Consider the following 23,972-nt stretch of genomic DNA (forward strand, 5'->3'; position numbering starts at 1 on the left):
AGAGGGTTCCGATGTCCGTTTGATGCATCCGCAACTTATCAGCCGGTCACGGCAACGCAACCGACACTTCGCTCCTGCCCATTGTTCGCCGGCCTTCCCCGGATCGGCAGCCGATGGTGATGATGTGGCACCAGCCCGGCTACCGGATCTGGATCGCCCCGGTTGCGGTGTCTAAACCGCGATACCGCCGCAAGTTCCGAATGCTAGGCTGGAAACTCGCACTTGCAGCAAGGCAGCCCGGCAGTGTGGCGGAAACGCATCACCCGCCCCTGCCGCTGAGCGGCTTTGCCGCCGCGCAACCATTGGCGCTTACCGCACGTTGACGGGAGGAATTCCCAAGCGGCCGGATGTAGCGGCCAGAGGTGTAGCGTGGCGTATCTGAGCATCGATCCCGAGCTTCTTCAGCGGGTGCGCGTGGCGATTGCGTCGCAGCCGGACGGCAACCCCCAGTTCGGGCGGCTGGCCGATGTCGGCCGCGAGCGGCTGCGCATACATATCGAGCGGCTGTTCTATGGCGGCGAGATCGCGGCGGACTGCCGAGTGCAGGGCGGCTGCCTCGACTTGAGCGTGCGGCGCCTGACGCCTTATGGTGTCCTGGCGATGCATGCCGGGCTGTCGCGCGATCCGTCGGCGGCTCGCCGAACCGCCTGAATTTCCGTGACTGGCAGTTACTTGCCAGATCGGTTCTTTTTTGAGAGTATCGCGAACCTTATAGGTTTCGAGATACGCTATGATCACGCGCATTCGTGAGGTTCGCACGGCGCGGCGGCTCACCCTGCAACAGGTCGCCGACCGCTGCCAGCCCGCCACCACCGCCCAGACGATCGGGCGGCTTGAAACCGGCACGCGCACCGTCAGCGTCGGCTGGCTCAACCGTATCGCCTGCGCGCTCGATGTCGACCCCTCGGATTTGGTGAGCCGGCCAGACCGCGCCGATGTGCCGGTGGAAGCGGTTCTGCGCGCCGACGGCGTCGCCGCCCCGCCGCGTGCTTCGGTGTTGCTGCCGCCGGCACCGAACGCCGCGATGGTCGGGCTGAAGGTCGAGGTCGCGCAGGGCGACTATCGCGCCGGCGACCAGGTGTGGCTTGAGCGGCTGTCCCCCGATGCTTTCGTGCAGGCGCTTAACCGCGACGTGCTGGTGCCGCGGTCGGCGGGTCGCTTCGCGTTCGGGCGGTTGGCGGCGACCGCGCCCGACAAGAATGGCGCGCGGGTGCAGCTGCTGCCGCTGACGCCCGGCGCGCGGCAGCAGATCATCCCCGACGCGGCGTGGATCGCCGTGGTGCGGCTGCTGGTGAGGGATTTGTGATGATCGAGCGACGGGACTTCGTGGCGGGCGGCCTCGCGGTAGCAGCGATGGCCGGCGGCGCGGCGCAGGCGCAAACGGCGGGGCTGCACGGGCTGATCGGCAAGATGATCGCGCATCCGGGCAAGCGCGACGAGCTGGCGAAAATCCTGCTCGACGGCGTTGCCGGCATGCCGGGCTGCTTGAGCTATATCGTGGCAATCGATCCGAAGGACGCCAATGCGATCTGGGTGACCGAGGTGTGGACCGATGCGGCCGCACATGCCGCCAGCCTCAAGCTGCCGCAAGTTCGCGCGGCGATTACCAAGGGGCGGCCGCTGATCGCGGCGTTCGGCGAGCACATCACCACCGTGCCGCTCGGCGGCCACGGCCTCGCGAAGGGTTAGTCCTTCGGCTTCTCGGGCGGCGTTTCGAGCGCCTGCTTCGCTTCGGCCTCCTTGGCCTTGCGCCACTCGGCCTCGCTCGCCTTCGCCGGATCCTTGTGCGGCTCGACCTTGAGCAGCGGCGCGGTGCGATCGAGCGATTCCTGCCCGGTGCGTTCGGGCTGGATCGACTGGTCGACCGCGCGGGCGGCGGCACGGGCCGCATCGATGTTCGGCACCGGCGGCGGCACCGCCTGCGCGAGCGCGGCGGTAGCCGGAAGGATCGTCAGCAGCATCAATCTGATCATGGAGCCATGATGCGCTTGGCGGCGCCGGCCCGTCAAATCTGCTCGGGTTGACGCCCCCTGCCCTCCGGCCCCAACTGCCCCCGACCACATTTTTGCCGGAGCGAGGGAATGATCGAGACCGCCGACCGCAGCGCCTTCAACGAGGACCATGCGATGTTCCGCGATTCCGTGCGGAAGTTCTTCGACCGCGCGCTGGTCCCCAATCTCGACCGATGGGAAAAGGACGGCATCGTCGACCGCGACTTCTGGAAGGCGTGCGGCGAGGCGGGCATCCTCTGCCCGCAGGTGCCCGAGGAATATGGCGGCCTCGGCCTCGACTATGGCTATAACGCCGTGGTCGGCGAGGAGCTGAGCTATGCCGGGTCGAGCGCCGGCCTGACGCTGCAGTCGGACATCACCGTCGACTATATCAACAACTATGGCTCCCACGAGCAGAAGCGCCGCTGGCTGCCCGGCATGGTGTCGGGCGAGGTGATCAGCGCCATCGCGATGACCGAGCCGGGCGCCGGCTCCGACCTGCAGGGCGTGCGCACCACGGCGAAGCGCGACGGCAATCACTATGTAATCAACGGCTCGAAGACCTACATCACCAACGGTCAGCACGCCGACGTCATCATCGTCGTCGCCAAGACCGACCCGCCGTTGGGCGCCAAGGGCACTTCGCTGATCCTTGTCGAGGCCGACCGCGAGGGTTTCGCGCGCGGGCGCAACCTCGACAAGATCGGCCAGCATTCGGCGGACACGTCCGAGCTGTTCTTCAACGACGTGCGCGTGCCGATCACCAACTGCCTCGGCGACGAGAACAAGGGCTTCATCTATTTGATGCAGCAGCTGCCGCAGGAACGTCTCCAGATCGCCGTCGCCGGCCAGGCGGGTGCGCAGCGGGCGTTCGACGAGGCAGTGAAGTTCACCAAGGACAGGAAGGCGTTCGGCAAGACGGTGTTCGACTTCCAGAATACCAAGTTCGTGCTCGCCGGGCTGAAGGCCAAGCTGCAGGTTGGCTGGGCTCACCTCGACTGGGCGATCAACCGCCATGTCGCGGGCAAGCTGACCGCGGCCGAGGCCTCGGCGGCCAAGCTGTGGCACACCGAGCTGCAGTGGGAATGCTGCGACGCGGCGCTGCAGCTGCATGGCGGCGCCGGTTATATGAACGAATATCCGATCGCCCGCCTGTGGCGCGATGCGCGCGTGCAGCGGATTTACGGCGGCACGAGCGAGATCATGAAGGAGGTCGTGTCGCGCACGATCTAACGCGACCGCTACCAGCGCGCGAACAGTTCCTCGGGGCGGCGGAAGGCCTTGAACTCGAGCGCGTTGCCCGCCGGGTCGTAGAAGAACAGCGTCGCCTGCTCGCCGGGGCGGCCGGGGAAGCGGACGTGCGGTTCGATGACGAACTTCGTGCCGGCGGCTTTCAATTTCTCGGCCAGCGCTTCCCACTCCGGCCAGTCGAGCACCAAGCCGAAGTGCGGCACCGGCACATGGTCGCCGTCGACCTCGTTGCGGTGCGCGACACCGGCGCCGGGCGCGAGGTGGACGACGAGCTGGTGGCCGTAGAAATCGAAGTCGATCCAGTGCGGATCGGAGCGCCCCTCGGGACAGCCGAGCGTGCCGCCGTAGAAGCCGCGCGCGGCTTCGAGATCGTCGACGGGAATAGCGAGGTGGAAGAGCGCTGTAGCCATGTCGCCTGTTAGAGCGACGAGCGCAGGCGGTCCAGCAGGGCGCGGGCGCCGGCGGGTTCGGCGTCGGCGGCGGGCTCGGTGATGATCTGGTTGTCGAGGCGCGCGACACGGTCATAGAGGTCGCGGCTGCGATCGATGATCTCGCGCGAGCGCGACGGCAGGAAGGCGAGGCGCACGGGATCGTCGCTGTCGCTGGCGCGGCCCAGCCGCCGCTCGGGCGCCTGCGCGTCGAGTTCGGACAGTTCGCCAGCCTGCACTGCCTTCTGCACCAGCAACCACGACACGACATGCATCAGCCGCGTCGTCACCTTCAGCGATTCGCAGGAGAAGGCGACGCGCGCCACCGGATCGAGCTTGCCGCGATCAGCGGCGCCTTCGCGGTCGAAATAGCTCCGCGCCTCGTCGGCGAGCGTCATCGCCTCGAGATACAGTGTGTCGACCAGCTTGGGCGTGATCGGCGTATGGGCGACGGGCGTCATGCCGGCGGAGTGTGACACAGTTCCGGTCCTCGTTCACGCGCCTCTTGAACTGAAAAAGGTTAATACCCAGTTCGCAGCCGTTCGACCACCGGTGCCTGAGGGGCCGGCGGGACGGACGGCCCGGCCATCCGGCGGGCCCCATCCAGACTTTATCGCTTGAAAAGGATGAAGCTCATGCGTGCTTTCGATTTCGCCCCGCTGCTCCGTTCATCGGTCGGCTTCGAGAACTTGAACCGCCTCGTCGACCTCGCCACCCGCGACGCGTCGGCCGAAGCGTTCCCGCCCTACAATATCGAGAAGCTGACGCAGGACGCGTACCGCATCTCGATGGCGGTCGCCGGCTTCAGCCGCGAGGAGCTCGACCTCACCGTCCAGGAGAACACCCTGATCATCACCGGCCGTGGCGCCGAGACCGATGCCGAGAAGCGCGAGTTCCTGCACCGCGGCATCGCCAAGCGCGCCTTCGAGCGCCGCTTCCAGCTCGCCGATACCATCAAGGTGACCGGCGCCAGCTATGAGCACGGCCTGCTCAACATCGAGCTGGTCCGCGAGGTGCCCGAGCACAAGAAGCCCCGCAAGGTCGAGATCGGCCAGGGCCTTGCCGCGCACCCGGTGATCGAGGGCCAGAAGCTCGCCGCGGAATAACCGCGACGACGCTTCGGCTTGAAATCGAAGGCCCGGTGGGATGACCGCCGGGCCTTTTTTCATTTCGTCAGGCCGATTTCGCGCAGCCGTTCGGCGAGGAAATCGCCGGCGGTGATCGGCGGGTATTTGGCGCCGTCGCCGACACAGGAGGGCAGCACGTCGAGCGGCACCGCGGAACTCGGGTGCATGAAGAAGGGCATCGAATAGCGGCTGACGTTTGGGCCGGCCGGGTTGACGACGCGATGCGTCGTCGCCGGGATGATTCCGTTGGTCAGCCGCTGCAGCATGTCGCCTGAATCGACGATGAGGTTGGTCGGATCGGTTTCGACCGGCAGCCAGGTTCCGTCGCGGTCGAGCAGTTCGAGCCCTGCCCCCTTGGCCGCCACCATGATGGTGAGGAAGTTGATGTCCTCATGCGCCGCCGAGCGGACGCAGCCGGCGGCGATGCCGTCATCGACCGGCGGATAGTGGAGGACGCGCAGGATCGAGGTGCCGTGGCGGACCAGCGGGTCGAAGTGGCCCGCGGGCAGGCCAAGCTTCGGCGCCAGCGCGCGCAGCAGGGTGCGGCCGGTTTCGTCGAGGGCGCCGAAGAGGCGCTCGAACGTCGGGCGGAAGTCTGGCAGCTCCGCGGGCCAGACGTTGGGCGGCAGATCCTCGTCGATCTCGACGCCGGCGGGCGCCTCGCGACCGATCTGCCAGAATTCCTTGAGGTCGGGGTGGCGGCTGTCCTTGGCGTGCTCGGTGCCGAACGGCGTGTAGCCGCGCAGGCCGGCGGCGCAGCGGCGCTTGACCTCTTCGGGCAGTGCGAACACTGCTTCGGCGAGACCATAGGCCTTGCCGAGCAGGTCGACCGGTACGCCATGGTCCTTCAGGATGATGAAGCCATAATCCTGAAGCCCGCGCATCAGCGCATCGGAGAAGGCGGCGGCATCGCCGGCGGTGAAGTCGCTGAGGCTCAGTTCGGGTACGCGCTTCGCCATCGTCACGCCTTTCCCAGCATTGTATCGACCTCAGCTCGCCACGGCAGCGACGGCTGCGCGCCCGGTTTCGTCGCCGCCAGCGCACCGACCGTGCAGGCGAAGGTAAGCGCCGCGGCTTCCGCCTGCCCTTCAAGCAGCGCCACAGTGAGCGCGGCGACGAAGGCGTCGCCGGCGCCGGTGGCGTCGATCGCCGTCACCTTGGGCGGTGTCGCTTCGGCGACCAACTCGCCGCGCCGCATTAGCCGGGCGCCCCGCGCGCCGAGGGTGATGGCGACGAGACCCGGCACCACGTCGAGCGCGGCGCCGTAGAAGGCCGCTTCGCCTTCGTTGACCACCACCAGATCGGCGCGCGCCAGCATCGCGGGCGGCACCTCGGCGGCGGGGGCGAGGTTGAGGGCGACGAAGCCGTCCGCCGTCGCCACCGCCTTTGCGACGGTGTCGATCGGCAATTCGAGCTGGGCGATGAGCGCGCCGCTGATGGCGGGGAGCGCGTCCGCCGCGAAACCGGCGTTGGCGCCGGGGGCGACGACGATCAGATTCTCGCCATCGGGCGCGACCGCGATCAGCGCGACGCCGGTCGGGGCAGCGGGATCGGCGGTGCAGCCGCTGAGGTCGACGCCGTCCTGCCGGAGCAGCGCCAGCGCCTCGTCCGCCATGGCATCGGCACCGACGCGGCCGACGAGCGACACGGCAGCGCCGAGGCGGCGCGCGGCGAGCGCCTGGTTGGCGCCCTTGCCGCCGGGATGGCGGGCGAGCGTGGCGCCGGTGACCGTCTCGCCGGGCGCGGGCAGCGACGCGCCGCTGGCGACGAGGTCGAGGTTGACCGACCCGACGATGGTGACGGCGACGCTCATGCCAGCCGCTCGGTCAGCAGCGCGAACAGGCCGTCGGCGTCGGCCTTCACCGCCCATTGCGCGTTGGGCTCGGGCGCGCGGAACTCGACGGCGGTATGGCCCATCGTCAGCGGCGAGCCGGTTTCGACATCCAGGCGACACGGGCGCAGCTCAAACAGCGAGGGGCGGATCAGCCAGGCGATCGGACAGGGATCGTGCAGCGGCGCGTCGAGACCGTGCACCACCTGCCGCTCCACCTCGCGCGAGAAGCGGAGGAGCGAGGCGGCAGCGTCGGCGAGCGGGTTGCCGAGCGCTTCAATGGCGGCGATGCGCGCCTCGGTTGCACGCACCTGATGGGTGGCGTCGAGGCCGAAGGCGACGATCGTCACGCCCGAGCGGCAGACCACATCGGCGGCATGTGGATCGGCGAAGATGTTGAATTCGGCGGAAGCGGTGATGTTGCCACCCTCGCTGCGCGCGCCGCCCATCGCGACGATCGCCTTCAGGCGCGCGGCGAGATCGGGCGCGCGCTGCAAGGCGAGCGCGGCATTGGTCATCGGGCCGGTGACGACCAGCGTGACGCTCCCTTCCGGCCGGGCGCGGACGATGTCGATGATCGCCTGCACAGCGTCGCCGCTGGTGACGGGCAACGCTGGCTCGGCGATCGGCAGTGCGCCAAGGCCGCTTTCGCCGTGGAAGGCGCCGGCCTCGACGGGTTCGCGCACCAGCGGCCGTTCGGCGCCGATATGGACGGGCACGTCCTCGCGGCCGGCGAGTTGGCGGATCAGCCGCGCGTTGCGGGCGGTCAGCGTGCCCGAGACATTGCCGGCGGTGGTTGTGATCGCCAGCAGTTCGAGTTCGGGCGACGCGAAGGCGAGCAGCAGCGCTACGGCGTCGTCAACGCCGGGGTCGCAGTCGAAGATGATCGGGGTCGCAGTCACCTCGCCGTTATGGGCGGTTCGGCCCTACCGGGGCAAGCGGGCCACATACGGCACGGCCCAGGTCCGCCGCCGACAGACGGAACGCTGCCGGAACCAACAAAGCCGGAAAGGCGTCTACCCCTCAGGGTTCCGCGACGGCGGATCTTGGAGGAGGAACACGACCATGAATCTCATCATCATTCTGCTGATCGGTGCACTCGTCGGCTGGCTGGCCGGCATCATCATGAAGACCGGCGGCGGTCTCATCATCGACATCGCGGTCGGCATCGTCGGCGCGCTGATCGCCAGCTTCCTGTTCGGCGGCGGCGCCTCGATCCTGAACGCCCCGCTCAACCTGACGTCGATCTTGTTCTCGCTGCTGGGTGCGATCATCCTGCTGGCGGTGGTCAAGCTGATCCGACGCGCGGCCTAGCCTGGCGGTTCGAAAAGAAAAGGGCCCGCGTTCCGGATGGAGCGCGGGCCCTTTTCTTTTGGCATCAGCGGCGCGTCACACCAGACGCTTGCGGATCGCCTGGCTAAGATTGTCGATGATGATGACCGCGATGACCATCAGGATGACGATGGCGGCGGTGCGTTCATAGTTGAAGCTGCGGATGTTCTGCATCAGCAGCGCGCCGATGCCGCCGGCGCCGATGATGCCGAGCACCGTCGACGAGCGCGCGTTGCTCTCGAACCGGTAGAGCGCGAAGCTGGTCCACAGCGGCAGCACCTGCGGGATCACGCCCCACACCACTTCCTGCACACGGCTGGCGCCGGTGGCGCGAACGCCCTCGACCGGCCCCGGCTCGATGGCTTCGACCGCTTCCGAGAACAGCTTCGCCAGCACGCCGGTGGTGTGAACCGCGAGCGCCATCACGCCGGCGAACGGCCCGAGACCGACGGCGACGATGAAGATGGTGGCGATCACCAGCTCGTTGATCGAGCGGAACAGGTCCATCAGGCGGCGAACCGGCTGGACGATCCACACCGGCGCGACGTTGCGCGAGGCGAGCAGGCCGAACGGGATCGCCGCGACCACCGCGAGGAAGGTGCCCCAAAGCGCGATCTGCACCGTGATGATGATCTCGGTCATGTACAGTTCCCACTGGCCGAAATCGGGCCGCAGGAAGCCGGACAGATAGGTGCCCATCTTGTCGGCGTCGGTGACCAGCAGCGACGATTTGTACATCTCGGCCGGGCCGAACGAGATCGCCAACGCGATCGCGACGATGATCAGCAGGATGAAGTTGAAGCCGCCGGTGAGCGGCGCCTTCGCCTTGCTGGGGTCGATGGCGAGGCCGGTCGCACCAGCGCCCGCCGAGGTCATGTCGAGTGGTTCCGGCGCGGTCATTGGCCGACCTTGGAGGCATCGTAGCCGAGCTTGACGATCTCGGCGGCCAGCTCCTGACGGCGGGTGGCCGAGGCGGCGTCGGTCTTGCCGCGCAGCTCGAACTCCTCGCGCTTCAGCTCGATGTAGCGGTTCTGGTCGAGGACGCTGTTGTCGGCCTTGTAGAAATTATCCCATTCAAGCTGCTCAAGGATCGCCTGCTCGCGCTTCTGCTGCTCGGGCGAGCCCTTGCGGCCATAATTGACGAAGAAATTCTGCAGCTTGGCCTTCACCGACGGATCGAGGTCCTTGCGGTAGGTCAGCACGTCCGAACCGAGCAGCGGCGAGCGCCACAGCTCGCGCATCTGCCCCGCGATTTCGGGACGCGAGCGCTGGATCGCCATCAGGCTCGTGGTGTTGTTGGTGCCGGCGTCGATCAGCTTGTTGACCACCGACAGCGCGTTCGCCTCGTGATTGGCGTTGACCACCGTCTTGAAGCAGGCGGAAGGGTCGATGTTGCGCGGCGCGAACAGGAAGACGAGCGGCACCAAGGTGCCCGAGCCCGAATTGGGATCGCCCATGCCGAAGTCGAGCGTCTTGTCGCACTTCAGCAGGTCGTCGACCTTTTTCAGCGGGCTGTCCTTGCGGACCATGACCACCGAATAATAGCCGGCAACGCCGTCCGAATAGGTTGCCTGCGCGAACACTTCGGACTCGGCGCGGTTGACCGCCTCATAGCCTCCCTTGGTCGAGTACCAGCCAGCTTGCACCTGGCCGAAGCGCGTCGCCTCGATCAGCGCGGCATAGTCGTCGGCGAGGAACGGCTTGATGGTGAGGCCGGTCTCCTTCGCCATGTCGTCGAGGAAGGGCTGCCACTTGGGCAGCAGATTCTCCGAGGATTCGGTCGACAGGATCGAGAAGTTGACCGTGTTCGGGTCCTGCTTCTCGGGCGCGCCGCACGAAGCGACGGCGAGCGCGAGGGCCAGCGCCGCACCGGCGCGGCGGATCGGCTTCATCATCATGCCGGGGAAACTCCAACCTGGGCGAAGTCTTCATACTCCGGCCCGTAGATGTTGCGCAGGATATCCTGGGTGAGGCCGGCGGGCGCGCCGTCGTAGACCATCGCGCCGTCGCGCATCGCGATCACCCGCTTGCAGAAGGTTACCGCCGCATCGACCTGATGGAGCGACACGACGACGGTCAGCCCCTCTTCCACATTGAGGCGGGCGAGCAATTCCATCACGCGGCGCGCCGACACGGGGTCGAGCGAAGCGATGGGCTCGTCGGCGAGCAGGGTGTTGGCGCCCTGCAGCAAGGCGCGGGCAATGGCACCGCGCTGCTGCTGGCCACCCGACAGCGTCGAGGCGCGGCGCTCGCCATATTCGGAGAGGCCGACGCGATCGAGCGCGGCGACCGCCTTTTCCTTTTCGTCTACCGGGAAGAAACCGAGCGTGCCGCGCCAGCCCGGAATACGCCCCAGGCAGCCCATCAGCACGTTGGTCATCAGGCTCAGACGGCCGACGAGGTTGAACTGCTGGAAGATGACACCAAGCCCGCGGCGGACGCTGCGGATTTCCGACGAGATCTTCCCGTTCGACTGCACCTTGCGGTTACCGATGGTGACGGTGCCGGTGTCGCCAACGTTCATGCCGCCGAGGCTGCGCAGCAGCGTGGACTTGCCCGAACCCGAAGGCCCGATCAATGCCACCATCTCGCCAGGCTGGATGGAAAGGTCGACCGACTTCAGCGCCTTGCGCGTGCCGAAGGTCTTCGAAAGCTGTGATACCTGGATGGCCTGCGCCACCGACTTCCCCCTACAGGCGCGGCCCCTCTCGGCCGGTTACGACGGATCTATGACAGCGCTGCGACTCCTTTAGCGGGGCGCGGAACCGCCGCCAAGGCGAGTCATGGGTGTTGCGACACGACGCCCGAGGACTCGAGTGCAACGATCTCGTCCTCGGTGAAGCCGGCGTCGGCGAGAACGGCGCGGCTGTGCTGCCCGATCAGCGGCGGCGCGGAGCGATATTCGGGCGCGGTCTTCGAGAATTTCATCGGCTGCGCGACCGTCGGGATACGGCCGGCGACGGGATGAGCGACCTCCACCAGAAGCCCCCGCGCCGCCACCTGCGGATCGGCGAACGCCTGCGCCAGATCGTTGACCGGGCCGACCGGCACGCCGACCGCCTCGATCGCGGCGAGCCAGTGATCGGCAGACTGGGTGGCGAGTGCCTCGATGATGAGCGCCACCAGCATGTCACGGTTGGCGATGCGGTCGCGGTTGAGCTTGAAGCGCGAATCCGCCGCCCATTCCGGATGGCCGAGGACGGCGGCGAAAGCGGCAAACTGCCGGTCGTTGCCGACGGCGACGATGACCGGCTTCGTCGCGGTCGGGAAGACCTGATACGGCACGAGATTGGGGTGCGTGTTGCCGACCCGGCCGGGGGCCTTGCCGCCGACGAGATAATTCTGCGCCTGATTGGCGAGCCAGCCGAAGGTGACGTCGAACAGCGCCATGTCGACATGCTGCCCCTCTCCGCTCGCGTCGCGGTGGCGGAGCGCGGCGAGGATGGCGATCGCCGAATACATGCCGGTTGTGAGGTCGGCGACGGCGACCCCGGCGCGCAACGGCTCGCCGCCCGCCTCGCCGGTCAGGCTCATGAAGCCCGCCATGCCCTGAATCATGAAGTCATAGCCGGGGCGGTGCTTGTGCGGCCCGTCCTGTCCGAAGCCGGTGATCGAGCAGTAGATGAGTTTGGGGTGCTCCGCGCTGAGCGTCGCATAGTCGAGGCCGTAGCGGGCGAGGTCGCCCTGCTTGAAGTTCTCCAGCACCACATCGGCCTGGGCGGCGAGGCGGCGGATGACCGCTTGGCCATCGGCGCTCGCCAGATCGACGGCGAGGCTGCGCTTGTTGCGGTTGGCAGCGAGGAAATAGGCGGCGTCGCCGGGGGTGCCGTCAGCGTCGGTGACGAAGGGCGGGCCCCAGAGGCGGGTATCATCGCCCGCGCCCGGCCGCTCGACCTTGATCACGTCGGCGCCGAGGTCGGCGAGGATCTGCGCGGCCCACGGCCCGGCGAGCACGCGCGACAGATCGAGCACCTTCAGCCCGTGCAACGGACCCGCCATGATTCCCTCCCCAAACCGTGGCGCGGGTCATAGCCGATCCGCGACGCTATGGAACCCCGCGCGCGTGGCTGTATTGGAAGCCGTAACAACCTTTACTGGAGAATCGCCGTGAACCTGTCGCTCGCCCCCGATCAGGTGGCCATCATCATCTGGGCCCTCGTCGGCCTGCTCGTCGGCTTGCTGCTGTCACGGATGGGACCGTCGCGCCGCCGGCTGGCGCTGTCGCAGGCGGATGTCGCGCGGCTGAAGGCCGAGATCGACGCGCGCGACGCGCGGATCACCCAGCTCGAGCGCGACGTGGCCGCCTCGCGCGACCAGGTGCGCCCGCTGTCCGACGAGGTCGACCGGCTGCGCCGCGAGAGCGCCAAGCGCAGCGCGGCCCCGGCGGCGGTGGTCGCGCCGCCAATCGGCAGCGGTGTGGCCAGCGAGGTGATCGCGCCGACGGCCGCGCCGAGCGGAGCGCCGGACAATCTGACCTTGATGAAAGGCGTCGGCGACCGGTTCGCCGCGAAGCTCAATGAGATCGGGGTGTTCCACTATCGCCAGATCGCCGAATGGTCCCCCGCCGATGTGGCGGCGGCCGATGCCAGGCTCGACAAGTTCAGCGGGCGGATCGAGCGCGATCAGCTGGTCGAGCAGGCCAAGCTGCTCGCGGAAGGGCGGACGACGGAATATGAGGCGCGGTTCGGGAAGATCGGTGGGGACGCGCCGCTGAGCTGAGCGCTCCCGACTCCGTCATACCGGCGAAAGCCGGTGTCCAGACCGGCGTTGGACTGGATACGGGCTTTCGCCGGTATGACGGACGTTTGTGATGAGGTGCCGGCTGCCCGTCAGTAAGCCGGGCAGCGCACCAGCGTTTCGGTCGGCGCGGTCGGGCGCGAGACGGTTAGGCTGTCTTCACCCAAGCGGATGATCCAGCTTTCCATCGACGGCATGCCGTCACCCACGCAGGTCATCTGCAGGGTGGCGGTGTCCGCTGTGCGCTCGTCCTGCATGACCGAGCAGCCGAACCCTTCCGCATTGCGGATCTCGTCGCCGCCGAAGTCCCACCAGCCGGTTTCGCACTGATCGAGGCTGGTTGCCCAGCGCCCGGCGAAATCGACTTCCTCGGGCAGGACATGGTGCTGCGGCTTGATGGTCGTCGCCTGCGCGTTGGGCCGCTCGGGCGGCAGCGGCTTTTCCTCGCGGTCGCAGGCAGCGACGGCGAGGAGCAGCCCGACGAGGGCGACGCCGCGGATCACCCCTTTGCCTCGCTGCGCTTCAGCGCCGACTGCGCGGCGGCGAGGCGGGCGATCGGCACGCGATAGGGCGAGCAGCTGACGTAATCGAGGCGCTGGCCTTCGCAGAAGTCGATCGAGGCGGGATCGCCGCCATGCTCGCCGCAGATGCCGAGCTTGAGCGTCGGGCGCGCGGCGCGGCCACGCTCGGCGGCGATCTCGATCAGCTCGCCGACGCCTTCGACGTCGATGCTGACGAACGGGTCCTTGGCGTAGATGCCCTTGTCGACATAGTCGCCGAGGAAGCGGCCGGCGTCGTCGCGGCTGATGCCGAGCGCGGTCTGCGTCAGATCGTTGGTGCCGAAGGAGAAGAATTCGGCCTCGCCGGCGATCTCCTTGGCGCGCAGCGCGGCGCGCGGCAGCTCGATCATCGTGCCGACCAGATAGTCGAGCGTGCGGCCGCGCTCCGTGAACACCGCCTGCGCGGTGCGGTCGATGACCGCCTTCATCAGCTCCAGCTCGCGCGCGGTGGCGACGAGCGGCACCATCACCTCGGGGACGACCGCCGCGCCCGACTTCTCGGCGACGTCGACCGCCGCCTCGAAGATGGCGCGGGCCTGCATCTCGTAGATTTCGGGATAGGTGACGCCGAGGCGGCAGCCGCGATGGCCGAGCATCGGGTTGAACTCATGCAGCTCGGCAGTGCGGCGACGCAGCGTTTCGACGCCGACGCCCGACGACTTCGCCACTTCCTCGAACTCCTCCTCCCGGTGCGGCAGGAATTCGTGCAGCGGCGGATCGAGCAGGCGGATCGTCACCGGCAGGCCGGCCATGATCTCGAAAATCTCGGTGAAGTCGCGGCGCTGTTCGGGCAGCAGCTTCGCCAGCGCGACGCGGCGGCCCTTCTCGTCCTCGGCGAGGATCATCTCGCGCACCGCCGTGATGCGCGCCGCGTCGAAGAACATATGCTCGGTGCGGCAGAGACCGATGCCCTCGGCGCCGAACTGGCGCGCGGTGCGGCAGTCGTTGGGCGTCTCGGCGTTGGTGCGGACCTTGAGGCGGCGCTTGGTGTCCGCCCATTCCATCAGGCGGCCGAAGTCGCCGGCGAGTTCGGGCTGCACGGTGGGCACGCGGCCGATCATCACCTCGCCGGTCGAGCCGTCGATGGTGACGATGTCGCCTTCCTGCACCTCGCGCCCCGTCACGCGCATCGTCCGCGTCTTCATGTCGATGGCGATCGAGCCGGCGCCCGACACGCAGGGGCGGCCCATGCCGCGCGCCACGACGGCGGCGTGGCTGGTCATGCCGCCGCGCGCGGTCAGGATGCCGCGCGCCGCGTGCATGCCGTGGATGTCTTCGGGGGAGGTTTCGACACGGATGAGGATGACATCCTCGCCGAGGCCCGAGCGGCGCTCGGCGGTGTCCGAATCGAACACGGCAGCACCCGACGCGGCGCCGGGCGAGGCGGGCAGGCCCTTGGTGATGACGTCACGCGGCGCATCCGGATCGAGCGTCGGGTGGAGGAGCTGGTCGAGCGCGGCCGGATCGACGCGGAGGATCGCTTCCTCGGGCGTGATCAGGCCTTCGTTCGCCATGTCGACCGAGATCTTCAGCGCGGCCTTGGCGGTGCGCTTGCCCGAGCGGGTCTGCAGCATCCAGAGCTTGCCCTGCTGCACGGTGAATTCGATGTCCTGCATGTCGCGGTAGTGCCGCTCCAGCAGGTCGAACACCTCGGCAAGCTCGACATAGGTCTCGGGCATCGCCTCTTCCATCGAGGCGGCTTTGGCGCCGGCACGCTCGCGCGCGGCCTTCGTCAGATATTGCGGCGTGCGGATGCCGGCGACGACGTCCTCACCCTGCGCATTGATGAGATATTCGCCGTAATAGGCGTGCTCGCCGGTCGACGGGTCGCGGGTGAACGCAACGCCGGTGGCCGAGGTCTCGCCCATGTTGCCGAACACCATCGCCTGCACGTTGACGGCGGTGCCCCAGCTTTCGGGAATGTCGTTCAATTTCCGGTAGACCTTGGCGCGCTCCGACTTCCACGAGCCGAAGACGGCGCCGATCGCGCCCCAGAGCTGCTCACCGGCGTCCTGCGGGAAGGGCCGGCCCAGTTCCGCCTCGACCTTCGCCTTGTAGTCGGCGACCAGCGCCTTCCAGTCGTCGGCGGACAGCTCGGTATCGAGCGCGACGCCGCGGTCCTCCTTGGCGATCTCCAGCGCTTCTTCGAACAGATAATGGTCGAGGCCGAGGACCACGTCAGAATACATCTGGATGAAGCGACGATAGCTGTCCCAGGCGAAACGCTCGTCGCCGCTGGTCTTGGCGAGGCCGAGGACGGTTTCGTCGTTGAGGCCGAGGTTGAGGACGGTGTCCATCATGCCCGGCATCGACACGCGCGCGCCCGAGCGCACCGAGACGAGCAGCGGATCGGCAGCATCGCCGAACGTCTTGCCGACCACGCCCTCGATATGCGCGAGGCCCTCTGTCACCTGCGCGGCGAGTTCGGACGGATAGACCTCGCCGCGGTCGTAGTAGGCGGCGCAGAGCGCGGTGGTGATGGTGAAGCCCGGGGGCACCGGTAGGCCGATCGAGCCCATTTCGGCGAGGTTAGCGCCCTTGCCGCCCAAGAGCTCCTTCATGCCCTTGCCGCCGTCCGACGCGTCGCCGCCGAAGCGATAGACCCACTGGCTGTTCATCGCATCCGCTCCGGCCGCCTTGGTCGCCATCTTTGCCCCTTCCCTCGCCTGCTCGATATCGCTCCCCACGAGGCCAGCGGGGCGGCAATGGCAAGCAGGCTCTCCCTCTTAACTCTCGATCCGCGAGAAATCCGCCACGGTATGCACCGCCGCGCGAATCCGCCCCAGCAGCCGCAGCCGGTTGGCGCGCACGTCGGCGTTGCTGTCGTTGACGGTCACGTCGGTAAAGAACGCATCGATCGGCGCGCGGAGCCGCGCAAGGCTCGCCATCGCCGCGGTGAAGTCCTCCCGCTCGACCGCCGCGCGGGCATCGGGGATGACCGCGTCGAGCTCGGCGGCGAGGCGCTGCTCCTCGGCGGCGGTCAGCAGCTTTGCCTCGACATCGCCATCGAAGCTGGCGCCGTCCTTCTTTTCCTCGATGCGCAGGATGTTCGCGGCGCGCTTGTAGCCGGCGAGGAGGTTGGTGCCGTCCTCGGTGGCGACGAACGCCTGCAGCGCCTTCACGCGGGCGAGCAGCCGGACGAGATCATCCTCGCCGCCGAGCGCGAACACCGCGTCGATCAGATCGTGGCGGACGCCCGCCTCGCGCTGCTGAACCTTGAGGCGGTCGGCGAAGAAATCGAGCAGCGCAAACCCGTGCCCATTGAGGAACGCGGTCGAGTCCGTTCCTTGTCGTTTGTAAAATGCTTCCTGCGCCATGTCCTCGATCAACGACTTATCGCCGCCTCGTGAGATCAACCGATCTGCAAACATCAGAACGGGTAGCAACGGCATTCTGATTTGGTTGTGTGTGATTGTTTGAATGATCCCCAACGCGGCGCGGCGCAGCGCGAAGGGGTCCTTCGAGCCGGTCGGCTTGATGCCGCGCGCGAAGAAAGCGGCAAGCGTGTCGACGCGGTCGGCGATGGCGACGCACGCCGGGATGCAGCCTTCGGCGACGGGCAAATATTGCTGCTTCAGCGCCGCGACGACGCCCGGCTTCTCGCCGCCCTGCTCGGCATAATAGCCGCCCATGATGCCCTGAAGCTCGGGGAACTCGCCGACCATGCCGGTGCCGAGATCGGCCTTGGCGAGCAGGCCCGCGCGCTCGGCGGTGGCCGGGTCACGCTCAGGGAAATAGCGACGGGCGATCTCGCTCGACAGGCGCGACAGCCGCTCCGTCTTCTCGCGCAGCGAGCCCATGCCTTCGTAGAAGAGCATGCCGTCGAGCTTGGCGAGGTAGGTTTCGAGCGCCTGCTTCTTGTCCTGCTCCCAGAAGAATTTCGCGTCCGACAGCCGCGCGGCGAGCACCTTGCGGTTGCCGGCGACGATCGCCGCGCCACCGTCCGACGCCTCGATATTGGCGACGCACACGAAGGCCGGGGCGAGCGCGCCGGTCTTCGGGTCGCGGCAGGCGAAGTATTTCTGGTTCACCCGCATGGTGAGCTGGATCACCTCGGGCGGCACGTCGAGAAACGACGGGTCGAAGTCGCCGATCAGCGGTACCGGCCATTCGGTGAGGCCGGCGTTCTCCGCCAGCAGCCCGGCGTCCTCGATCAGTTCGAGGCCCTTGGCGGTCGCCTGCGCGCGGGCGCCGTCGCCGATGAGCTTCGCGCGCTCGTCGGCGGAGAGGATGACGTGGGCGGCGCGCAGCGTGGCGGCATAGTCGGCGGCCGACGCGATCTCGATCGTGCCGCGGCTGAGGAAGCGGTGGCCCGTCGTCGTGCGCCCGCTGCGGATGCCGTCGATGTCGAGGTCGACCAGGTCGCCGTCGAGCAGCGCGATGATCGAGTGCAGCGGGCGGACCCAGCGCAGGGTGCCCGAACCCCAGCGCATAGACTTCGGCCACGGAAAGGCGCGGACGATCGACGGCACCGCCTCGGCGAGCACGTCGCGGGTCGGGCGGCCGGCCTTCGAGATCATCGCGTAGAGGAAGCGGCCCTTGGGGTCGTCCCGCTCCTCGAGCTGGTCGCGCGACAGGCCGGTCGACTTGAGAAAGCCGTCGATCGCCTGTGCCGGTGCGTCGGCTTTGGGGCCGCGGCGCTCTTCCTGCTGATCGGCGGTCGCCAGCGGCAGGCCGGTCGCGATCAGCGCGAGGCGGCGCGGCGTGGCGTGGGTTTCGATGGCCGACGCCTTGAGGCCGGCGGCAGCGAGCGCCTCGCCGAACAGCCGTTTCAGGTCGTCGGCGGCCTTCGGCTGCATGCGCGCCGGGATTTCTTCGGAGAACAGTTCCAGCAGGAAATCAGCCACGGGCGGTCTCCCCGGCGCTGATCGTCATCCCCGCGAAGGCGGGGATCCAGCACGAAGGAGATAGCGCCAGCGGGAGCTGGCACGTGATTTGATGGACTGGGTCCCCGCCTTCGCGGGGATGACGGTGGGGATAGTTCAGCATCACGCCGCTCCTCCCGCCGCCCAGCCGTTGTGACGAATCCATCCGTCGCAGCAGCCCTTCGTCAGTTCGCGCACGCGGGCGATGTAGGCTTGCCGCTCGGCGACCGAGATGACGCCGCGGGCATTGAGCAAGTTGAAGAAGTGGCTGGCCTTGATCGCCTGGTCATAGGCGGGCAGCGGCTTCTCCGCGTCGAGGAGTTTGCGGCACTCCTGCTGAGCCTGCTTGAATTGCTCGAACAGCAGATCGGTGTCGGCGAGTTCGAAATTATAGGCCGAGAACTGCTTCTCGTTTTCGAGGAACACGTCGCCGTAGGTCACGCCCCCGTCTCCGGGAGGACGGTCGTTGTAGGCGAGCTCGTAGACGCTGTCCTTGCCCTGGATATAGGTCGCGAGGCGCTCCAGCCCGTAGGTGATCTCGCCGGACACCGGCGCGCATTCGATGCCGCCGACCTGCTGGAAATAGGTGAACTGCGTCACCTCCATGCCGTCGCACCAGACTTCCCAGCCAAGGCCCCACGCGCCGAGCGTCGGGCTTTCCCAATCGTCCTCGACGAAGCGGATGTCGTGCTTGTCGGTATCGATGCCGATCTCGCGCAGCGAGCCGAGATACAGGTCGAGGATGTCGTCGGGCGACGGCTTCAGGATGACCTGGAACTGGTAATAATGCTGCAGCCGGTTCGGGTTTTCGCCGTAGCGGCCGTCGCTCGGGCGGCGCGAGGGCTGGACATAGGCGGCGCGCCACGGCTTGGGCCCAAGCGCGCGCAGGGTCGTCGCGGGGTGGAAGGTGCCGGCGCCCATCTCGACGTCATAGGGCTGCAGCACGACGCAGCCCTGCTCCGCCCAGTAGCGCTGGAGCCTGAGGATCAGTTCCTGAAACGACGGCGCGGCCACGCAAGCTCTTTCGCAGTGCACAAATGTGGCTGCGTCCTAGCGGCCCGCGCGCGTGCGGGCAAGCAAAGTGGCGGCTAAAGCGGAGTCCGCCGTGCGGTCGTAATCTTGATCGGCGCGGCGATCATCTGACCCTTCATCACACCGACGCCCTCGGTCGGCGAGGTCGGGGCGACCATGATTTTCTTCACCGTCTCCATCCCTTCGACCACGCGGCCGAAGGCGGCGAAGCCGAGGTTGTCGCCCGGCTTGGTCAGGTCGGCGTCGAGCGAGGTCAGCGCGCCGATGGTGATGAAGAAGTCGCCGGTCGCCGAACCCGGCGCGCCGCGCGCCATCGAGATGGTGCCGTCGACGTGGCTGAGCCCGGTCTTGCTGGTCGGCTCGTGCGCGATGGCGGGGAGCGTGGTCTTCGGATTGCCGCGCGTGCCGCCCTGGATGAGGCCGTAGCTGCCGTCGGGGGTCAGCTTCATCGCGCGGTAAAAGACGGCCCCGTCGAAGCGCTTCTGGTCGACGTAGCGCAGGAAGTTGGCGGTGGTGACCGGCGCGCGCTCCTTCTCCAGCTCCAGCACGATCGGGCCGTCGGGGGTGGTGAGCGTGACGCGGACGGTCGCCGGCTTGGGCGCTTCGATCGGGGCGACGGCCGCGCCGGGGGCGGGCGCCGCCGCGGGGGCCGGTTCGGTGGTCTGGGCGAGGACGGGCGCGGCGAGCAGCGCAGCGAGGAGCAGGAGGCGTTTCATGGGGGTGAGCTTAGCGCAAAAGGCGAGCCGCAAAAGCCCCGAGCGTTCGGGGCGTCCCTCCCCCCAAGGCCGTCATCCTGACGAAAGTCAGGATCTCACGGGATCTGCGGCTACTCGTGAGGAGATCCTGACTTTCGTCAGGATGACGGGGATGGGGCGCGCGGGGTGGTAGCGCGCCACCCCTCGCGATTGCGGCAGCCTGTCCGGGTTCGGGGGCGCGTGTTAGCCTTGGCGCATCTGGACCTGGGGAGGCCCTTCTTGCATCCGTATATTCACGCCGCGAACAACCCGGACAAGCCCGCCATCATCATGGCGGGGTCGGGCGAGACGATCACCTATGGCGAGCTGGAAGCCGAATCGAACCGCATCGCGCAATTGTTCCGCGCGCACGGGCTGAAGCGCGGCGATGCCATCGCGGTGCTGATGGAGAATGGGCCGCATTATTTGCCGATCTGCTGGGGCGCCCAGCGCGCCGGGCTGATCTTCACCTGTATTTCGACGAAGCTCGGCCTCGAGGAGGCGCGCTACATCGTCGAGGATTCGGGGTCGAAGATCATCTTCGCCTCGCCGGGGCTGGCGCCGGTGGCCGAGCAGCTTTCGGCGCCGGTGGCGCGCTATTCGGTCGGCGGCAGTATCCCGGGTTACGCGGATTTCGCCGCGGCGATCGCGAAGCAGCCGGCCGAGCGCATCGGCGACGAATCGCCGGGCCGCGATATGCTCTATTCGTCGGGCACCACCGGGCGGCCGAAGGGCATTTCGGGGAAGCTGCCCGAGGGCGCCATCGATGCGCCCAACGCGCTGCTGATGCTGGTGACGATGCTCTACGGGTTCAACGGCGACACCGTCTATCTGTCGCCGGCGCCGCTCTATCACGCCGCGCCCCTGCGCTACTGCATGGCGGTGCAGCAGGCGGGCGGCACCATCATCGTCATGGAGAAGTTCGACCCCGAGCAATATCTGGCACTGGTCGAGAAGCACCGCATCACCCACACGCAGCTGGTGCCGACGATGTTCGTGCGCATGCTGAAGCTGCCCGACGAGGTGCGCCGCAAGTATGACGTGTCGAGCCTGAAGGCCGCCGTCCACGCCGCCGCTCCCTGCCCGGTCGACGTGAAGCGGCAGATGATCGACTGGTGGGGACCGGTGATCTTCGAATATTATTCGGCGACCGAAGGCGCTGGGTTCACCGCGATCAGCCCGCAGGAATGGCTGGCGAAGCCGGGATCGGTGGGCAAGTCGCTGCTCGGCGAGATTCGCGTGCTCGACGACGAGGGCAACCGGCTGCCGCCGGGCCGCGAGGGGCGCATCTATTTCCACGGCGGCGGCGAGTTCGAATATCACCGCGACGCGGAGAAGACCGCGAGCGTGATGACCGAGCATGGCGCCACCTTCGGCGACATCGGCTATGTCGACGAGGACGGCTACCTCTTCCTCACCGACCGCGCCGCCTACATGATCATCACCGGCGGCGTGAACGTCTATCCGCAGGAGACCGAGGACGTGCTGGTCATGCACCCCAAGGTGTTCGACGTGGCGGTGATCGGCGTGCCCGACGAGATCATGGGCGAGGCGGTAAAGGCGGTCGTCCAGCCACGCGACTGGGCGGATGCCGGCCCGGCGCTTGAGGCCGAGCTGATTGCGTTTACCCGCGAGCGGCTGAGCCATGTGAAATGCCCCAAGTCGATCGACTTCGAGCGCGAGCTGCCGCGGCACGACACGGGCAAGCTCTACAAGCGGCTGCTGAAGGACCGTTACTGGGCGAAGGCGAAAGAGCCGGCTTAAGATCCCCTCTCCCTGGAGGGGAGAGGGCTAGGGAGAGGGTGGTCGCCGGATATGGCGCGTCTTTCTCGGATACCACCCTCTCCCCGCTCGCTACCGCGAGTCGCCCACTCCCCTCCAGGTAGAGGGGACTAGACGGCGCGCAGCGCGCTCGCCGTCGCCTCATCCGCGGGGAAAAAGGCTTCGATCGCCAGTTCGGCGAGCGTCACGTCGACGGGCGTGCCGAAGACGGTGATCGTGCTGAAGAAGTTCAGCTCGCCGGCCGGGGTGCGCAGCCGCATCGGGACGACGACGCCGCCGTAATCGGTGTGGCCGCCGCCCTCTTCGCCACCGGGGTAGCCGGAAAGTTCGGCGTGGAGATCAATCAGCCGGTCGTCGGCGGTGGTGGCAATCTGCTGGCGCAGGCGGTCGAGGATGTGCGTGCGCCACTCGCCGAAATTGGCAATGCGCGGGGCGAGGCCCTGCGGGTGCAGGCTGAGCCGCAGCACGTTCAGCGGCGGGCCGAGCAGGTCGGGCGAAACGCCGTCGAGGAACGGCCCGACCGCGCCATTGGCGGCGACGAGGTTCCAGTGGCGGTCGACGGCGAGCGCCGGAAACGGCTCGTGCGCCTTGAGCAAGAGGTCGACCGCGGCGCGCGCGGCGGCGAGCGCGGGATCGTCGAGCGGGCGTTCGGCATAGGCGGGGGCGTAGCCGGCGGAAAGCAGCAGCGCGTTGCGTTCGCGCAAGGGCACGCCGAGCTGGTCGGCGAGGTGGAGCAGCAGATCGCGGCTCGGGGTCGAGCGGCCGGTTTCGACGAAGCTCAGGTGGCGGGTCGAGATGTCGGCATCGAGCGCCAAGTCCATCTGGCTGAGACGGCGGCGCTGCCGCCAGTCGCGCAATTGGTCGCCCACGGGGCGGAGCTGGTTCATCGCGCTAGTCCCTATAATAGACGACCTGATGGCTGGTCGCGAGCAGCCGGCCGTCGGCCGACCAGATTTCCGCCGACTGATCGTGGAAGCCGCGATCGAAGATGCGGCTGTCGGCAAGGCCGAGAATCGGGGCGTCGCCGACGGCGGCGAGATCGTCGGGCGTCGCGTGGAAATAGGCGGTCATCGACACGGTGCCGAACGGCACCATCTTCTTCCGCAGATGGATGATCCGCCCGAAGAAGATGTCGCAGAGCGCCACCAGCCCGACGAAGTCGAGCGGGCGCGGCGGGTCGTTCCTGATCCACAGCGCCGATCGGGTGGCGCCGGGCGTTTCCGGGTCGCCGTTCCATTCGGGCGCCCCCTCGGCGAAGCGGAAGTCGTAGCGCTGCGTCCAGCCAAGGCCGTTGGGCGTGAAGCGGGTGAGCGCGTCGAAGCCGGCGACGGCGGGCGGCGATATGGTGCGATGGGCATAGGTATCGGGGCGCGCACCGAACATCGCGGTGGCCGTGGCGACCGCGCCGCCGCCGCCTTGCGTCATCTCCATCGTCCAGTGCTGCGTCGAGCGGTTGGTACGCGCCGGGCGGGCGGTCACGTCGAACTCGCCTTTCGCCAGCGCGGCGCAGAAGTTGATGGTGAGCGCGACCGGGTCGCCCTGTCGCCGCGCATCGTCAAGCGCAGCGCGGAACAGCGAAGCGGCGACGACGCCGCCGAACGGCCCGACCATGTTCCAATAGTCGTCGCTGGTCTGGCCGCGCCACGCACCCTCGCCGGCGGGCTCGAGCGTCATCGCAGTGTCGAACGGGTGATCGGTCATCCAAATCCTCGCCAAGGGATAGGTCACGCTAACGCCGCCGGTGCGCGGCTTCCATTACCTCCCGGGTAATCGACGCGCTGCACCGCGATGGCAATCATGGCGGCAGGACGGGCGATCGGCGCCCGCCAGATAAAGGAGGTTCGCCATGACTGCTTCCGCCACCTTCCTGCGCCGCGTGCTTGCCCTCGACGCGATCACCTGCGCCGTCACGGGCGTCGCTTTTGCGGCCGGGGCATCTTTCGCATCACCGCTGCTCGGCCTGCCGGTCGACCTGCTGCAGACCGCCGGCCTGTCGCTGCTGCCCTTCGCCGCCTTCGTCGGCTGGCTGGCCAGCCGCGAGCAGCCGCCCGTCGCCGGCGTGTGGATCGCCATCATCATCAACGCGATCTGGGTGATCGACAGCTTCCTGATCGCCGCCGGCATGGGCGCGGCGCCGACGACGCTCGGCATCGTGGTGGTGGTCGCGCAGGCGCTCGCCGTCGCGACGTTTGCCGAGCTTGAGTATCTCGGGCTGAAGCGGATGCGCACAAACGCCTTAGCGTGATCCGTTCAAGTCCCTCTCCCGCTTGCGGGAGAGGTTAGGTGAGGGTGTGCGAGCGTC

General features: G+C 67.9%; 26 protein-coding genes. 9 read left to right on the forward strand and 17 right to left on the reverse strand.

Annotation, left to right across the window (positions count from 1 at the left end):
- Positions 1–369 precede the first annotated feature (369 nt).
- The 3 genes from ACFOMD_RS03385 (at position 370) to ACFOMD_RS03395 (ending at position 1,689) form a co-directional block, all read left to right on the forward strand.
- Positions 370–651: a hypothetical protein gene (locus ACFOMD_RS03385; RefSeq protein WP_380856858.1), complete on the forward strand. Its 282-nt coding sequence runs from the start codon at positions 370–372 to the stop codon at positions 649–651.
- Between the two features lie 79 nt (positions 652–730).
- Entirely contained in the window at positions 731–1,306 is a 576-nt protein-coding gene (locus tag ACFOMD_RS03390; protein ID WP_380856861.1) for a helix-turn-helix domain-containing protein, read from the forward strand.
- Entirely contained in the window at positions 1,306–1,689 is a 384-nt protein-coding gene (locus ACFOMD_RS03395; protein ID WP_380856864.1) for a putative quinol monooxygenase, read from the forward strand. Before ACFOMD_RS03390 ends, ACFOMD_RS03395 begins: the two co-directional genes overlap by 1 nt.
- On the opposite strand, the gene ACFOMD_RS03400 is transcribed toward ACFOMD_RS03395, so the two are convergent.
- Positions 1,686–1,973 carry a hypothetical protein gene (locus tag ACFOMD_RS03400; protein WP_380856867.1) on the reverse strand — a complete coding sequence of 96 codons (288 nt, stop codon included), beginning with the start codon at positions 1,971–1,973 and terminating at the stop codon, positions 1,686–1,688. The two genes, ACFOMD_RS03395 and ACFOMD_RS03400, sit on opposite strands and share 4 nt — an antisense overlap.
- Before the next feature lie 108 nt (positions 1,974–2,081).
- Here ACFOMD_RS03400 and ACFOMD_RS03405 point away from each other — a divergent pair, with 108 nt between their 5' ends.
- Positions 2,082–3,224: an acyl-CoA dehydrogenase family protein gene (locus ACFOMD_RS03405; RefSeq protein WP_380856870.1), complete on the forward strand. Its 1,143-nt coding sequence runs from the start codon at positions 2,082–2,084 to the stop codon at positions 3,222–3,224.
- Between the two features lie 8 nt (positions 3,225–3,232).
- Here the strand turns inward: ACFOMD_RS03405 and ACFOMD_RS03410 are convergent, their stop codons facing one another.
- Complete coding sequence (locus ACFOMD_RS03410; RefSeq protein WP_380856873.1) at positions 3,233–3,652, reverse strand: VOC family protein; 420 nt, start codon at positions 3,650–3,652, stop codon at positions 3,233–3,235.
- An 8-nt stretch (positions 3,653–3,660) separates the two neighbouring features.
- Positions 3,661–4,131, reverse strand: a complete 471-nt coding sequence (locus ACFOMD_RS03415) for a DUF1465 family protein (protein WP_380856876.1) — start codon at positions 4,129–4,131, stop codon at positions 3,661–3,663.
- 174 nt (positions 4,132–4,305) lie between these two features.
- On the opposite strand from ACFOMD_RS03415, the gene ACFOMD_RS03420 reads away from it, so the two are divergent.
- A complete protein-coding gene (locus tag ACFOMD_RS03420; protein WP_380856879.1) occupies positions 4,306–4,776 on the forward strand; it encodes an Hsp20 family protein in 471 nt (156 codons plus the stop codon).
- Positions 4,777–4,835: 59 nt separating this feature from the next.
- Here ACFOMD_RS03420 and ACFOMD_RS03425 read toward each other — a convergent pair whose 3' ends face one another.
- Genes ACFOMD_RS03425 through ACFOMD_RS03435 form a run of 3 tightly spaced genes read right to left on the reverse strand, consistent with a single transcriptional unit; the run spans position 4,836 to position 7,530 of the window.
- The gene (locus ACFOMD_RS03425) at positions 4,836–5,756 is read right to left on the reverse strand and encodes an isopenicillin N synthase family dioxygenase (RefSeq protein ID WP_380856882.1); all 921 of its coding nucleotides are present in this window, start codon (positions 5,754–5,756) and stop codon (positions 4,836–4,838) included.
- A 2-nt stretch (positions 5,757–5,758) separates the two neighbouring features.
- Positions 5,759–6,610 (reverse strand): ribokinase, encoded by an 852-nt coding sequence (locus ACFOMD_RS03430; RefSeq protein ID WP_380856885.1) that lies wholly within the window; start codon positions 6,608–6,610, stop codon positions 5,759–5,761.
- Positions 6,607–7,530: a nucleoside hydrolase gene (locus ACFOMD_RS03435; RefSeq protein WP_380856888.1), complete on the reverse strand. Its 924-nt coding sequence runs from the start codon at positions 7,528–7,530 to the stop codon at positions 6,607–6,609. The genes ACFOMD_RS03430 and ACFOMD_RS03435 overlap by 4 nt, the downstream gene beginning before the upstream one ends.
- A 163-nt stretch (positions 7,531–7,693) precedes the next feature.
- Between ACFOMD_RS03435 and ACFOMD_RS03440 the strand changes: the two genes are divergently transcribed.
- Positions 7,694–7,942 (forward strand): GlsB/YeaQ/YmgE family stress response membrane protein, encoded by a 249-nt coding sequence (locus ACFOMD_RS03440; RefSeq protein ID WP_380856891.1) that lies wholly within the window; start codon positions 7,694–7,696, stop codon positions 7,940–7,942.
- Positions 7,943–8,017: 75 nt separating this feature from the next.
- Here ACFOMD_RS03440 and phnE read toward each other — a convergent pair whose 3' ends face one another.
- The 4 genes from phnE to ACFOMD_RS03460 form a co-directional block, all read right to left on the reverse strand.
- Entirely contained in the window at positions 8,018–8,860 is an 843-nt protein-coding gene (gene phnE / locus ACFOMD_RS03445; RefSeq protein WP_380856894.1) for a phosphonate ABC transporter, permease protein PhnE, read from the reverse strand.
- The gene (gene phnD, locus ACFOMD_RS03450; RefSeq protein ID WP_380856897.1) at positions 8,857–9,858 is read right to left on the reverse strand and encodes a phosphate/phosphite/phosphonate ABC transporter substrate-binding protein; all 1,002 of its coding nucleotides are present in this window, start codon (positions 9,856–9,858) and stop codon (positions 8,857–8,859) included. Before phnD ends, phnE begins: the two co-directional genes overlap by 4 nt.
- Positions 9,855–10,640 (reverse strand): phosphonate ABC transporter ATP-binding protein, encoded by a 786-nt coding sequence (gene phnC / locus ACFOMD_RS03455; RefSeq protein ID WP_380856900.1) that lies wholly within the window; start codon positions 10,638–10,640, stop codon positions 9,855–9,857. Before phnC ends, phnD begins: the two co-directional genes overlap by 4 nt.
- Positions 10,641–10,741: 101 nt before the next feature.
- The gene (locus tag ACFOMD_RS03460; protein WP_380856903.1) at positions 10,742–11,959 is read right to left on the reverse strand and encodes a CaiB/BaiF CoA transferase family protein; all 1,218 of its coding nucleotides are present in this window, start codon (positions 11,957–11,959) and stop codon (positions 10,742–10,744) included.
- A 108-nt stretch (positions 11,960–12,067) separates the two neighbouring features.
- Here ACFOMD_RS03460 and ACFOMD_RS03465 point away from each other — a divergent pair, with 108 nt between their 5' ends.
- On the forward strand, positions 12,068–12,679 hold the full coding sequence (locus ACFOMD_RS03465; RefSeq protein ID WP_380856906.1) for a hypothetical protein: 612 nt from the start codon (positions 12,068–12,070) through the stop codon (positions 12,677–12,679).
- Positions 12,680–12,789: 110 nt separating this feature from the next.
- Here ACFOMD_RS03465 and ACFOMD_RS03470 read toward each other — a convergent pair whose 3' ends face one another.
- The 5 genes from ACFOMD_RS03470 to ACFOMD_RS03490 all read right to left on the reverse strand — a co-directional run bounded on the left by ACFOMD_RS03470 (position 12,790) and on the right by ACFOMD_RS03490 (position 19,870).
- On the reverse strand, positions 12,790–13,200 hold the full coding sequence (locus tag ACFOMD_RS03470) for a hypothetical protein (RefSeq protein WP_380856909.1): 411 nt from the start codon (positions 13,198–13,200) through the stop codon (positions 12,790–12,792).
- Positions 13,197–15,905 (reverse strand): pyruvate, phosphate dikinase, encoded by a 2,709-nt coding sequence (gene ppdK / locus ACFOMD_RS03475; RefSeq protein WP_380856912.1) that lies wholly within the window; start codon positions 15,903–15,905, stop codon positions 13,197–13,199. The genes ACFOMD_RS03470 and ppdK overlap by 4 nt, the downstream gene beginning before the upstream one ends.
- 78 nt (positions 15,906–15,983) lie before the next feature.
- Entirely contained in the window at positions 15,984–18,104 is a 2,121-nt protein-coding gene (gene glyS / locus ACFOMD_RS03480) for a glycine--tRNA ligase subunit beta (protein ID WP_380856915.1), read from the reverse strand.
- 141 nt (positions 18,105–18,245) lie between these two features.
- Positions 18,246–19,136 carry a glycine--tRNA ligase subunit alpha gene (locus ACFOMD_RS03485; RefSeq protein ID WP_380856918.1) on the reverse strand — a complete coding sequence of 297 codons (891 nt, stop codon included), beginning with the start codon at positions 19,134–19,136 and terminating at the stop codon, positions 18,246–18,248.
- Between the two features lie 74 nt (positions 19,137–19,210).
- Positions 19,211–19,870, reverse strand: a complete 660-nt coding sequence (locus ACFOMD_RS03490; protein ID WP_380856921.1) for a peptidylprolyl isomerase — start codon at positions 19,868–19,870, stop codon at positions 19,211–19,213.
- A gap of 258 nt (positions 19,871–20,128) precedes the next feature.
- Here ACFOMD_RS03490 and ACFOMD_RS03495 point away from each other — a divergent pair, with 258 nt between their 5' ends.
- Positions 20,129–21,652 carry an acyl-CoA synthetase gene (locus ACFOMD_RS03495; RefSeq protein WP_380856923.1) on the forward strand — a complete coding sequence of 508 codons (1,524 nt, stop codon included), beginning with the start codon at positions 20,129–20,131 and terminating at the stop codon, positions 21,650–21,652.
- 128 nt (positions 21,653–21,780) lie between these two features.
- Here ACFOMD_RS03495 and ACFOMD_RS03500 read toward each other — a convergent pair whose 3' ends face one another.
- Positions 21,781–22,557, reverse strand: coding sequence for a helix-turn-helix domain-containing protein (locus ACFOMD_RS03500; RefSeq protein WP_380856925.1), 777 nt, complete (start codon positions 22,555–22,557; stop codon positions 21,781–21,783).
- Positions 22,558–22,561: 4 nt separating this feature from the next.
- A complete protein-coding gene (locus ACFOMD_RS03505) occupies positions 22,562–23,371 on the reverse strand; it encodes an acyl-CoA thioesterase (RefSeq protein ID WP_380856927.1) in 810 nt (269 codons plus the stop codon).
- Positions 23,372–23,516: 145 nt separating this feature from the next.
- Between ACFOMD_RS03505 and ACFOMD_RS03510 the strand changes: the two genes are divergently transcribed.
- Positions 23,517–23,915 carry a hypothetical protein gene (locus tag ACFOMD_RS03510; protein WP_380856929.1) on the forward strand — a complete coding sequence of 133 codons (399 nt, stop codon included), beginning with the start codon at positions 23,517–23,519 and terminating at the stop codon, positions 23,913–23,915.
- Positions 23,916–23,972: the final 57 nt, after the last annotated feature.

Source organism: Sphingoaurantiacus capsulatus, assembly GCF_042648405.1.
GTDB lineage: Bacteria > Pseudomonadota > Alphaproteobacteria > Sphingomonadales > Sphingomonadaceae > Sphingoaurantiacus > Sphingoaurantiacus capsulatus.